Annotated in this window: 11 protein-coding genes; 7 read left to right on the forward strand and 4 right to left on the reverse strand. The window is 54.8% G+C overall.

Annotated elements, in window-relative coordinates; all coding sequences use genetic code 11:
* The first annotated feature begins 340 nt into the window (after positions 1-340).
* The 3 genes from UF64_RS14055 to UF64_RS14065 all read left to right on the forward strand — a co-directional run bounded on the left by UF64_RS14055 (position 341) and on the right by UF64_RS14065 (position 3,373).
* Positions 341-1,744, forward strand: coding sequence for a cache domain-containing protein (locus UF64_RS14055; RefSeq protein WP_044829250.1), 1,404 nt, complete (start codon positions 341-343; stop codon positions 1,742-1,744).
* A 51-nt stretch (positions 1,745-1,795) separates the two neighbouring features.
* Positions 1,796-2,476 (forward strand): response regulator transcription factor, encoded by a 681-nt coding sequence (locus tag UF64_RS14060; RefSeq protein WP_044829251.1) that lies wholly within the window; start codon positions 1,796-1,798, stop codon positions 2,474-2,476.
* 228 nt (positions 2,477-2,704) lie between these two features.
* Positions 2,705-3,373 (forward strand): Crp/Fnr family transcriptional regulator, encoded by a 669-nt coding sequence (locus tag UF64_RS14065; RefSeq protein WP_235285074.1) that lies wholly within the window; start codon positions 2,705-2,707, stop codon positions 3,371-3,373.
* A 14-nt stretch (positions 3,374-3,387) separates the two neighbouring features.
* Here UF64_RS14065 and UF64_RS14070 read toward each other — a convergent pair whose 3' ends face one another.
* The 4 genes from UF64_RS14070 to UF64_RS14085 all read right to left on the reverse strand — a co-directional run bounded on the left by UF64_RS14070 (position 3,388) and on the right by UF64_RS14085 (position 6,319).
* The gene (locus UF64_RS14070) at positions 3,388-4,107 is read right to left on the reverse strand and encodes a hypothetical protein (protein ID WP_044829253.1); all 720 of its coding nucleotides are present in this window, start codon (positions 4,105-4,107) and stop codon (positions 3,388-3,390) included.
* A 104-nt stretch (positions 4,108-4,211) separates the two neighbouring features.
* Positions 4,212-4,571 (reverse strand): TraR/DksA C4-type zinc finger protein, encoded by a 360-nt coding sequence (locus UF64_RS14075; protein ID WP_044829254.1) that lies wholly within the window; start codon positions 4,569-4,571, stop codon positions 4,212-4,214.
* 100 nt (positions 4,572-4,671) lie between these two features.
* Positions 4,672-5,886, reverse strand: a complete 1,215-nt coding sequence (locus UF64_RS14080) for a hypothetical protein (protein ID WP_044829255.1) — start codon at positions 5,884-5,886, stop codon at positions 4,672-4,674.
* Positions 5,887-6,019: 133 nt separating this feature from the next.
* Positions 6,020-6,319 (reverse strand): hypothetical protein, encoded by a 300-nt coding sequence (locus tag UF64_RS14085; RefSeq protein ID WP_044829256.1) that lies wholly within the window; start codon positions 6,317-6,319, stop codon positions 6,020-6,022.
* A gap of 492 nt (positions 6,320-6,811) precedes the next feature.
* On the opposite strand from UF64_RS14085, the gene UF64_RS14090 reads away from it, so the two are divergent.
* From UF64_RS14090 to UF64_RS14105, 4 genes are all read left to right on the forward strand, one after another.
* Entirely contained in the window at positions 6,812-8,674 is a 1,863-nt protein-coding gene (locus tag UF64_RS14090) for an ABC transporter substrate-binding protein (RefSeq protein WP_235285075.1), read from the forward strand.
* A gap of 46 nt (positions 8,675-8,720) precedes the next feature.
* Positions 8,721-11,081, forward strand: a complete 2,361-nt coding sequence (locus tag UF64_RS14095; protein WP_044829257.1) for an ATP-binding protein — start codon at positions 8,721-8,723, stop codon at positions 11,079-11,081.
* A 270-nt stretch (positions 11,082-11,351) separates the two neighbouring features.
* Complete coding sequence (locus tag UF64_RS14100; protein WP_044829258.1) at positions 11,352-11,576, forward strand: hypothetical protein; 225 nt, start codon at positions 11,352-11,354, stop codon at positions 11,574-11,576.
* 160 nt (positions 11,577-11,736) lie between these two features.
* Positions 11,737-11,964 carry a hypothetical protein gene (locus UF64_RS14105; RefSeq protein ID WP_044829259.1) on the forward strand — a complete coding sequence of 76 codons (228 nt, stop codon included), beginning with the start codon at positions 11,737-11,739 and terminating at the stop codon, positions 11,962-11,964.
* The last annotated feature ends 69 nt before the right edge of the window (positions 11,965-12,033 follow it).

Genomic DNA, 12,033 nt, shown 5'->3' on the forward strand with positions numbered 1-12,033 from the left:
GTTGCGGTGCGGGGATGCCTGCAACGCCATACCTTTTGTGGCGATACGGGATGCCGGCACGCGGAGATCTTGTGCAATGCATCCAGAGCTTTCGGCGCCCGGTGGGCAGGCGACGGTTCTGGTATATGCGCATTGCCCTCTCCCTGTCAAAGCATGATCTCACGAATTGGTAATACCAATTTTCGAAAAGCCCGACCAGTTTCTTTTCACCATATGGAACAGACCGCCCGGGCCTTCTCAACCCGCGTGGCTTGAAAACCGCGATCTTTCAGCGACTTTTGGCGCGGATATGCTATTGTCCGCGATCAGAAAAACTGAAAATCCCGAAACGGTTAGACCCATGCCGAAGCTCAATCTTCGACTAAAGTTTTTGCTGCTCTCGATCCTGCCGCTGGTTCTTGCAGCTTCCGCGATCTCCTGGCTGGTCTTTGCCCAGGCCGAACGTCTGGCCGAAGCCGAGATCAGGACCTTTGAACGCAACATCCTGCAGGCCCGCAAGGACGAGCTTAAAAGTTATCTCGAGCTCGCGATGGCCTCGATCGATCACATCTATTCGGTGGCAAGCCCGCTTGATGCGGTGTCCAAGGAACGCGTGAAGGCGATCATCGAAGACCTGAGCTATGGCGAGGATGGCTATTTCTTTATTTATGACCGTGATGGCACGGCATTGGTCGACCCGCCAGAACCCTGGCGTTTGGGGCGGACCTATTGGAACCTGCGCGACATCAATGGCAATACGGTCATTCAGGGCCTGATTTTCAATGCGGAAAAGGGTGGCGATTTCATGCGCCACGTCTGGGACAAGCCATCGACCGGGGAGCCGACCGAAAAGATCAGCTATTCGCTGATGCTTGATAAATGGGACTGGATGATCGGCACCGGGATTTACATCGACGATATCGCCGAGCAGGTCACCGAGATCGAGGCGGAGGTTTCCACCCATATCCGCGAAACCACCATCTCCATCATCGGGGTTACCATTCTGGCCGTTCTGCTGGTGGGGATTTCGGGCACGGTTGTCACCCTTTCGGAACGCAAACTTGCCGACTCAAAGCTTAAGGAACTCACACACCGGGTTGTCGATGTCCAGGAACAGGAACGCCTTCGGGTATCGCGCGAGCTGCATGACGGCATCAGTCAGATATTGGTGTCGGTGAAATATTCCGTTGAAACCGCAATTGCCCGCATCACGCAAAACCACGACAACGCGATGGAGCCAATGGAAAAGGCGGCCAAGCGATTGCAGGACGCCATTCATGAAGTCAGACGCATTTCACGCGACCTGCGCCCGGCAGTACTTGATGACCTTGGCCTGAAACCCGCGATCGAAAGCATGTGTGCCGAGCTGCAAGACCGGTCGGGCATCCTGATCGAGGTGAAATGCGACAATGTCGATGGTCAGCTTGATATCGGCAAGAAGACGACGCTCTATCGCGTGTTGCAGGAAACACTGACCAATATCGAACGACACGCCGATGCGACGGTTGTGAAAATCTCGATCAAGCGGGAAGGCCAGAGCATCATCATGCGCATTGTCGATAACGGCGTCGGGTTTGAAACCAACCGCTATATCCGCAACCGCGATCCGCGGGCCGGCATCGGTTTGCGCAACATGCGCGAGCGCATGGAATTCCATGGCGGCGGGCTTGCGGTGCGCTCCGAACCCGACGATGGCACGAAAATCACAGCATTTATTCCCGCCAACAGCCAGAATGCCCTACCAGAGGACGCAATCAGCGGTTAATCTGACCCAAGCACACCCCAGATAGCTACGCCACAGGAATATGTTCGACCCATGACCAATGCCCTAAATCCCAATGAAGTTTATTCCACCGATCGGCCATTGCGGATTTTGCTTTGCGACGATCATGCCCTTGTAATGGATGGCATCCGGTCGCGCCTGGAGTGCTTTGAACATATCAATATCGTCGGCGAAGCTGGCAATGGGGCGGAAGCGCTGACCATGGCAGGCGACCTGCATCCTGATATTGTTTTGATGGATATTTCGATGCCGGTGATGAACGGCCTTGAAGCGGCTGAAAAGTTCCGTGAAACCCTGCCCGGTACCAAGGTCGTGATCCTGTCGATGCATGAAAACCCGGAATATCTGCGCACCGCCCAGCAGGCCGGTGCCAAGGGCTTCATCCTGAAAGACGTGTCATCAAACGACATGGTGCGTGCGATTGAAACCGTCGCCAATGGCGGGGAAGCATACAGCTCCACCTTTGATCGCATCAGCGATGGCGAGGACAACAACAGTGATGGCGTACCGCTGACATCGCGTGAACGTACGGTCTTGCGCCTGTTGGCGAAGGGGGCGAGCAACAAGCATGTTGCCCGAGAACTGGATATCAGTGTCCGCACCGTCGAGACCCACCGCCGCAACATCAAGCGCAAGCTTGATATCGACAGTTCGGCCGGTCTGGTGCGCTATGCCATTGAAAAGGGTCTGGTCACCCTTGATTCCAATAGCTGAAATCACGATCTGGAACACAGTTGTGCGCCGACCAGCATGAATATGCATTGATTTCACATTCTGGTACGGTACATTAGGTTCAGGATTGGATTGATTAAACTTTTCAATTCCGGCCGTATCCGGGCGTGATCGACCACCCAGATCAGCCCGACGTCATGGGTAGAGAGCGTGAACCATACAGCAAGCTACACATTCCGACCCGAACTTGCGCGGTGCCGCGAATGCGGTGTGCGGAAATTTGCCCTGTTCAACAACCTGACGGACGAGGACCTGAAACTTGTCCATATGCCGGTTGAAGACATCACGCTGCCCAAACGCAACACCCTTTATAATGCCGGTGACCAGGCGCAATCGATCTTTACCCTGCGCAGTGGCCTGGTGAAACTTGTCCATTACCTGCCCGATGGCAATCAGCGGGTGGTGCGCCTTGTCAAACCGGGCGGGACCATTGGCCTTGAAGCATTGGTCAGCGACTGCTTTACCCACCATGCCGAGGCGCTTCAAGACAGCAGACTGTGCCGCATTCCGATTGCCGTGATCGAGAAGCTTGATAACGAAAGCCCACGTTTGCACAAACAGGTGCTGAACCGCTGGCATCAGGCGGTGATGGAATCCGATAACTGGCTGACCCAGATGTCGACCGGCACCGCGCGCGAACGTGTCGCCCGCCTATGCCTGTTTTTGCATGATGACGTGACTGATACCTGCACCCTTCCGGGGCGTGAGGATATTGGTGCGATGCTGGGCATTACCACCGAAACCGCCAGCCGGATCATTGCTGACTTCAGACGTCAAGACCTGCTGGAATTCAAATCGCGCAATATCTTCGGGCTTGATATGCCGGGATTGCGTGAGGTTGCCGGTGTTGAAGGCCCAGACGCGGACGGCATGGACTGACCCGCGCCCAAAACCTATCTCATCGCTTCCTGCAAGGTCGTCTGGAAGGCCGAGTTCGGCCCACAGGCCAGTGACAGCTTTTCATATTCGCGCGGTGTGTCGATCTGTTCATGGCGGAGCCGACTGCGCCTGCGAATATCATTCAGCCGCCTTTTGAAATCCCGCCCATATTCCGACATCAGACGCCGCATGGCACGTTGTGCATTATCCGCTGGCATCGGGAACATCGCGCCGACCTTTCGCACGACATCATTGACCAGATCATCAAGGGCCGCGCGAATGTCGGCTTCCATGCCCTGATTGATTTTGACGTGCTCGCCTTCATGGGCATAGACTACGTCATATTCACAAGTGCCGCGCTGAAGTTCGGCGGCGACATAGACCAGATGTTTGACGACATCGACCTTGGGATTGACCCGCACCGGATCGAGGCAATAGCGCCCAACCCCGACTTCACGCGGTTCAAAGCGCATGTCAAAGGACGCCTGCACTTCATATTCGGTCAGGCCGGTCACCAGATAACGCGGATTGCCGCCGGCACGACTGTTAAGCCAGCGCACCGACCGATGGCGATCAAGCATCGGGTCCATATGATTGAATTCAAGAAAGGCTTCCGGTGCGCTGATCGGTGCGCAACTGCCCTGCGCCCGTGCAGGTCCGGGGATCAGCAGCACCATGACCAGACCGATCACAAGCGCGCACAAAATGCCGCCTTTTGAAATCTGTCCTGTCATGTTCTGCCCGAACGCTGGCAAACGGTTCTCCTGCCTTTAATGAAAATGCTGCGCACAGAACAATCTGCACGCAGCGTTCATGGATATATCTTTACGGTGGAATGTCAGACGTGGCTCACATGATCGGCACAGTCGACACAAAGCGGGGTGGTCGGATCAAACTCAAGACGCTTGGCCTGGATCAGTTCGCCGCAATTGTGGCAATGACCGTATTCGTCATCATCCATGCGCTTGAGGGTCTTTTCGATCCGCTCCAGCTCGATCGCGCGGCGGCGTTCCTGTTCAAGATGCATTTCCTGATTTTGCAGGGCGTCCATGCGCGACAGACGACCGACCGCCTGCTGATCAAGTTCGACCGGCTTGCGGTAGTCTTCTGAATGCGTGGAATGCGCCAGAATCTCGGCCCGTCGTTCCTCCAACCGGGTGCGCAATTTCGCAAGATCAATGTCTTTTCGATCCGTCATCCGAAACCTCGTTATGTGTTGTTGTTCTTACTATTGATATAAGTACATTGGTTCGGGTTTCGCCAATACATAGGTCAAATTATTCAAAGATTTTGGCCCGTCACGTACAATTGCCGCAGGCATCAACGAGCTTTTCAAGGGCTGCCTTGGCCTCGTCATCATCGAGGCCTTCGGATTTGATCTTTTTCTGGATTTTGCAACAAAGTGCCGGTCCATCCGGAAACGGCTTATCGATCCAGAATGGCGCGGTCGTGCCGAAATATCCCGCCTGATCAAGGAACGAGACCCCATAATAATAGGCCGCCCCGACCGAGTTATAGAAGGTCGGATCATCAATGAAGCCACCATCGGGTGTCATGGATTTGGTCAGGCACCAGTGCAGCACCAGCGCGATGTCCTTCGACGCGGCATTTTGGGTCGCGCCATCGACACTTGCCCAGCCAAGATCAAAAATCTTGGTGACGTCGTAATTGTTGTGATTGTTGAAATCACCATTGTGCTTCCAGCCGAACGGATATGCATCATCGCGGATCGCAAGCGTGGTGTTGAAAATCTGCGTCCACAGATCGACCTTGCCGTGCTGATAGGAAATATTGTGGAAGGTCAGGCTGAGATCGTTGCTTTTAAGAACGCCCTGATCGGCCGTGTCAAACCAGCCGCCCCAATAGCCGCTTTGGCCATCCTGCCAGTCATCCAGCCATGATTTATAGGCATTGATATAGTCATCAGTCAGGTCAAAGCCCTTCACATTGGCTTTGAAGTAATCGCGGATTTCGCTTTTAAAGCACATCTGCGAAAGGGCCGCGGTCACAGCCCCCAGCGCATCTCGGCGATCAAGGCCATCGGCAAAAATCCGCGATGTTTTTTGGCCATCCAGCCAAGCGATCATTTTCTCAGACGTTGCGATCGGTGCAAGAAATGTCAGCGGATATTGCGGTGCCTGCCCTTCGTCGGCCAGCGTATTGACCGCATCAATCATCGCGTCGACCTTAAGGAACCATTGGTCGTAGCACGGCCCCCATGAACCATCGCTGGCGACCTGTTTTTCCGCCCATGCCTGATCGGGGTTTTCAAGCGAACTGGCAAAACCATCAAGCTTGGCGGCAAGCGTTTTCCAGTCGGCGGTATATTGCAAAAGCCATTTGCATTCGATCATCTGCTGATCAGAGGCGGCCATGCTGTTGCCGGTTTTCTGGGCGGCAATCAGCTTTTCCTGCAGGGGTTCCAGCTTTGCCGCATAGGCCTTTTGTTGCGCGATATAGTCGGGATCAAAGATGCAAAACTGGTCGGTGATCAGTTTACTGAAATCGGTCAAAGTCCGCCCCCTGATGCTTGCCAAATTGGTTTCTTTCCAAAACCATGACAAAAACCGGAGCATATCCAAAGCATTATCGACAGATGGTTCGTCGGCACCGACCGGGCCATTGTATGGAAAACCGTGATAGAGATTAGTCTTCGAGCAGCCAGTTGCGAATAACGCGCAGCGCCTGATCCGGGTCGGTTTCGACGATCCTTGCCGCGACATTGGCCTTCTTGCGATCAATCATGCCTTCGACCCCGGCAACACTAAAGCCGTCCTGTTCCACCTCCGCCGGCAAGTTTGACGCCGCCGAAGAGGTGGCCCGCAATCGATCACGCAAATTCTGATCCGATCCCGATTCGTAGCGCGGAATCGGTGCCGCGGGCTTTGGCCCCGGCAAAAAGGACGGCCCGTCATCTGTTGGATCGGGTTTGTAAGATTGCGTCATCGCAAGAACTCTTGTCTCGTATTCTGCAAGACTAACATATCGGGTCGGACGGGCGCGGCTTAAATCCCGAAGCGGGAATTCTGTCCCCGTCAGACAAGGTATTTCGTTATATTCGATTAAAGGAAACTTTGATTTCTGCGGGTCTGCGGTGTTACGCTTAAATTCGAAAAATTAAAAACCAAAGATGGGCGTTGGGCTGTTTATACAGGTCACCCGACGCCCGAAGGGAAAAACGGAAAATCAAAAAGTACGACTAAAGGCGAATCACGGTTCGAGAGCTGCAATCATCACGCGTACTGAACCGATACAAAAAACGCAGAATTGTGAATTTTGTACTTTATCAAGTCGTCATGTCTTACTAGTTTGAAAGGATCAATACACCACCCCTTTTGGGTAGCTGTTGCGATACTTTTGAAGAAAGCACGCAAATCCACGGGGGCGAAGGTTTTTGTGAGGCACCATACTGTTATCCTGATTGTTGCGGTTGTGGCAATGCTGACCGGTATTGGCAACGCGCACGCCGTTGAATTCGGCGAGGCACCCGAGCTTGCCAAGCAGGTTGAGGACGGAAGTCTTCCGCCGGTAAAGGACCGTTTGCCGACCACGCCGATGATCGTCACACCGAATGATCGGATGGGCACCTATGGCGGGACATGGAAGATGGCCCAGCGCAACAAGCGTGACCATGCCCTTTTGATCCGCAATATCGGATATGAGCCGCTATTACGCTGGACGCCGCAATGGACGTCGACCATCCCGAATGTCGCGCTTTCTTTCCAGCCGAGCGGCGATGCGACCGAGTTCTTTTTCCGTCTGCGTCCAGGCATGCGTTGGTCCGATGGTGCCCCGTTTACCGCAGCCGATATTGTGTTCTGGTATGAGGACATCCTGAACAACCCGGCCTTTGCCGATACGGTGCCGGAATGGCTGACATCAGGGGATAACACCGTTCAGGTCGATGCGATTGACCCGCATACCGTCGCCTTTCGTTTCAGCAAGCCATACGGGTTGTTCCCGACCGCCCTTGCCCGCCCCGAAGGCGTAGAACCGGTAAGCTATCCGGCGCATTTCCTGAAACCGCTTTTGCCGAAATATAATGCCAATGCCAATGCAGAGGCCAAGGCACTGGGCTTTGCCGACTGGAAAGAACGGTTCATCGACGTGTTTGGCCATCCCGGCACCATTGATGATCCGACGCGCTGGGATAATCCCGATGTTCCGACCCTGAATGCCTGGGTTCTGACCGGGGTGTATGGCGAGGATGATCCGCTGATTGCCAAGCGCAATCCGTATTACTGGAAAATCGATCCCGCCGGTCGGCAGTTGCCCTATATCGACAGGGTGTCCATGACGCTTGTGCCGTCCAAGGATGCCGCGAGCGATGCAGCCATTGCCGGCAAGGTCAATATGCAGGAACGCCATGTCACCAACCGGGCCGATGAAGTTCTGGCAAAGAACAGCGACCTGCAGCCCTTTACGCTGGTTGAAAGCGATATGAATGTCCTGACCTTGTCGCTGAACCTGAACGACAAGGATCCGGTGTTACGCGATATCTTCCAGTCTAAGGATTTCCGTATCGCATTGTCCTATGCGATTGATCGCGAAGCGATTATTGACCGTTTTGTACCCGGCGCCCTGCCCCATCAGGCAGCACCGCGTCCGGAAAGCCCGCAATATCATACTGTGCTGGCCCGGCAGTTCATGGCTTATAATGTCGAGCTGGCCGAGACCTATCTGACGAAGGCCGGACTGACCGAAAGAGATGCCAACGGCATCCTGCTGCGTCCGGATGGCAAGCCGCTTTCCTTTGCGATTGATACCGAAGGTGCCAACCGGTTTGAGATGCTTACGGCTGTCATGCAGTATTGGCGTGATCTTGGCGTTGATGTTACCGCGCGCAATCTGCCGCGTGACGAGTTTGTCGCCCTTCGCGAAAACAACGACCACCATGCCAGCGCATGGGGCGGTGACGGCGGACTTGATGCCATGGTGATCCCGATCAACTATTTGCCGATGTCATCAGAATCCTCGTGGTTCGCGACCGGTTGGGCGCACTGGTATTTGAACCCGGATGATCCGAGTGCCATTACCCCGCCAAGCGAGGTCCGCGACCAGTTTGCGCTCTATGACCGGTTGAAGGCAACAGCCAATACCGAAAAACAGAATCAACTTATGCGCGATATTCTCGACATCAGCGCCGATCAGTTTTACGTTATGGGAATTGCATTACCGCCAAACAGAAAAGGCCTAGTGGCCCGGGATTTCCACAACGTTCCCAAGGTCATGCCTGCTGCCTGGAGTTATGCGACACCTGCGCCGACCAACCCAAGTCAGTATTTTATTCAGGCCGAGTAAAATCCGCGACAAACGTGCATCATTCTGAACGGGGAGCCGATTTAACTTGAGGACGCTGTTTGACCGTTTGATCGGCAGTCTGGTTTTCAAGATCGCCTTTGCGATCATTGTCGTGGAAACCATCCTGTTTGGCCTGTTTGGCGGGTATTACGTGAATTACTTCGGCGCCGAGATCGACCGCAGGATTGCGGAACAGATCAGCACGCCCGGACGGCTTATCCAGCAGGAACAACTCAAGGTCTCGGTTCTGAGTGATGCGCAGCAGATGGAGCTTCTGCTCGGTCCGCATCTGCAACAGGCCATGGCGATCGGCTTTGACGGCACGGTTTACCATTCCACCGATCCTCTAACGGTTGGGGCCGCGATCAGTTCTTTGCCGAACTTCCCGGCCGATCAGCTTCGTTCGGATATGACCGATCAGGTCCTGTTCACCGTCGATGACGAAACCGGATCAAGCATGGTCAGCATCACGCCGATCTTTGCGCTGAATGCCAATCAGCCATTCATGTATATCTATCTCAAGGTCTCCACCAAGGGCCTTGAGGAAAGTCAGCGACAGATGCAGTCGGTGTTGCTGATCGGCTCGTTGCTGTGTGTGCTTCTGACCTCGGCACTGATTTTCCTGTTTACCCAGCATACGGTGCTGAAACGCCTGATCACCGCAGCCCAGTTTGTGAACAAGATTCAGATTGGCAAGCTGAGCTCGCGCCTGACGCCGATGGGTCGCGATGAGATCGGCACACTTGAACGTGGCCTGAATGCCATGGCCGAAAGTCTGGAACGCCGCACCCAGCAACATCAGGCAGCCCAGAATGCGCTACGCGACAGTGAAGAACGGTTCCGTGACTTTACGCTGTCATCGGCCGACTGGTATTGGGAGATGGGCAGCGACCTTAAGATCGCCTTTGCGTCCTACAAGTTTTACCAGCTGATCGAGGAAATCAACGGATCGCCGCAAGGCCAATCGTTTGACAAGCTTGGCCTTCATCCCGAGCACCCGGAAGGCTGGGCCCATCTTCAACGTCATCTTGATGAACATACGGCGTTCTATAACGTCGAGTTTTCCTGGACATCGCGGAGTGGCGAAAAGCAGTTCGGGCGGATTAACGGCGTTCCGGTCTTCGCACTTGATGGCAGTTTCAATGGCTATCGCGGGACGGGCAGCAACATCACCGACCAAAAGCGTGCCGCCGAAGAACAGCATGCGCTGCAACGCCAGCTTGCGACATCGCAAAAGCTTGAGGCGGTTGGCCAGATGGCCGGCGGGGTTGCCCATGAATTCAATAACTGCCTGGCCGGGATCCTGAGCTTTGCCGAGGTTGCCCGGGCCAAGATTGATGACCCCGAAAAGGTGAAGGAATATATCGACCACGTGATCTCGCTTGGTGAGCGGGCCACCGGGGTTGCCGATCAGCTTTTGATGTTCTCGCGCCGCCGGATTGATCAGCCCAAGAATGTCCGGGTTGAAGCCATCTTTGCCGAGATGGAAAAGCTTCTGGTGACCTTGCTTGAACACCGGATTGATCTGCAGATGTGGTCGGACGAGCCGGATCTTTATACCCGTGTCGACCCGACGCAGCTTTCGGCCTGTTTGCTGAACCTTGCGATCAATGCCCGTGATGCGATGCCCGATGGCGGCACCTTGCAGATTTCATGCAGCAGTGCCGACATCCCGCCGCTCGCCCAGCGTGATGCGGATGAAGATGACGATATCTATCCGCCCGAAGTCGAAGGCCAGTTTGTTGTCATCACGGTGCAGGATACCGGGACGGGCATCCCCGAAGATGTTGTCGAGCATATCTTCGAGCCATTCTTTTCGACCAAGGAGCCGGGCAAGGGCACGGGGCTTGGTCTTTCGATCGTTCATAGTTGGGTCGAGGAGTCGCACGGCTTTATCAATCTTGAAAGTGTCGAGGGCGAAGGCACGACATTTTCGATCTTTTTGCCGCGCACCGAGCCGGGCACGGAGCCCGTGCATGAGGTCGATGATATCGGCGAGTTCCCGGGAAATGGCGAAAATATCCTGATTGTCGATGACGAACAGGCGCTGCGCACCACAGCCCAGATCATTCTCGATGATGCCGGATATCGGACCGAAACCGCCAAAAGTACCGAAGACGCCCTCATCATCCTTGAGCAAAGCACGGGTGAGAATGCATTTGATGTCATCCTGACCGATGTGGTTCTGCCCGGACGAAGCGGGCCGCAATTGGTGATCGAGGCATTGCGTCAGAACCCGCGTTATGGGGTGGTGTTCATGTCGGGCTATCCGGCACGATCCCGCAAGGAACTTGATAATCTTCTGGGCAATTATGTCTTTGTCAAAAAGCCGTTCCGCCCGGCCCAGCTGCAAAAGGCCGTGCGTGATGCGATCAAGCTGGCGGCTGAGCGCGCCAAAACGAGTTAAGCGCGCCTGCCAAACGTCGAGTCCCCAACCCTGACCATCGGGGAGAGGCGCATTTTTCGCCGATTGGTTAAAAAAATCTTACCCGTTTATATTAGGCCAAATGCTTGTAAACCAAGCATTTGGCGCCTGTTGCCTTAATCTCGCACTGGATAGTGTGACAACCATCACTTATATCAGGGAGACAAGCCCATACCGTAGGTTTCAGAGAGTTTCTAAAGCCCCCGGTAAAGACATGGGCATCGCCCAACCGGAACAAGTGATGAGGTCAGGATGATCGGCTCAGTTCAAGGTTCAGGACTTGGTCCCGCGGCACAGGCCGTGAATGACGCAATTACGCCCAAAGGTGGTGCAGACCCGTCTTTGCCTTTCGCAGCCGCAGAAGGCGCGATCAATAAGGCAACCGGTCTTGCCAAGGTCATCGGTTCGATCGTGACCGAACACCAGCCGCTTGAAACCAGCGGCAACCGTGGCACCAAAGTTAATATCCTAACGTGATTTTTCCCTCTCGTTAGCTTCCTCCGGGGTGGTCTTGTGGCCACCCTTTTTTCTGTGGGGATTTTGGGGCCAGTGCCGTGCTCACCGCGTCTGTTGCGCGATCATGACAAATGCCTGACCACGTGATAGGCTTAGCGCGTTTTCAAACGTGGATGGTCAGATGGCAACCAACAGAATCGGGACAGGCTCCTCGCAAACCGGCCTTCAGGATGCGCGCGCGCGTCCGCAGGGTGCGATTGCGTCGCGTGGCCGGGTCAGTGCCAATTCCGATCAGCCATCCTCGGACAGCTTCATCGCATCCCAGCTTGCCCGCCTGCGCAACCTGATCGCTACTGATCAGATTGACCATAATGCCCGGCGCGGGACGTATCTGAACATCCTGCTGTAATCCGCACCCCAGCGTTTCAAAACCATCCCTGCAAAAAGAAAAAAGCCCCGTACCGAAGTACGGGGCGAG

Origin of the sequence: Thalassospira sp. HJ (assembly GCF_000948415.1) — a bacterium.
Taxonomy (GTDB): Bacteria; Pseudomonadota; Alphaproteobacteria; order Rhodospirillales; family Thalassospiraceae; genus Thalassospira.

Coding starts and splice junctions, on each gene's coding strand:
- UF64_RS14090 (WP_235285075.1), top strand. CDS start 6,812: ATGCTGACCGGTATTGGCAACGCGCACGCCGTTGAATTCGGCGAGGCA.
- UF64_RS14105 (WP_044829259.1), top strand. CDS start 11,737: ATGGCAACCAACAGAATCGGGACAGGCTCCTCGCAAACCGGCCTTCAG.
- UF64_RS14070 (WP_044829253.1), bottom strand. CDS start 4,107: ATGACAGGACAGATTTCAAAAGGCGGCATTTTGTGCGCGCTTGTGATC.
- UF64_RS14075 (WP_044829254.1), bottom strand. CDS start 4,571: ATGACGGATCGAAAAGACATTGATCTTGCGAAATTGCGCACCCGGTTG.
- UF64_RS14055 (WP_044829250.1), top strand. CDS start 341: ATGCCGAAGCTCAATCTTCGACTAAAGTTTTTGCTGCTCTCGATCCTG.
- UF64_RS14085 (WP_044829256.1), bottom strand. CDS start 6,319: ATGACGCAATCTTACAAACCCGATCCAACAGATGACGGGCCGTCCTTT.
- UF64_RS14060 (WP_044829251.1), top strand. CDS start 1,796: ATGACCAATGCCCTAAATCCCAATGAAGTTTATTCCACCGATCGGCCA.
- UF64_RS14100 (WP_044829258.1), top strand. CDS start 11,352: ATGATCGGCTCAGTTCAAGGTTCAGGACTTGGTCCCGCGGCACAGGCC.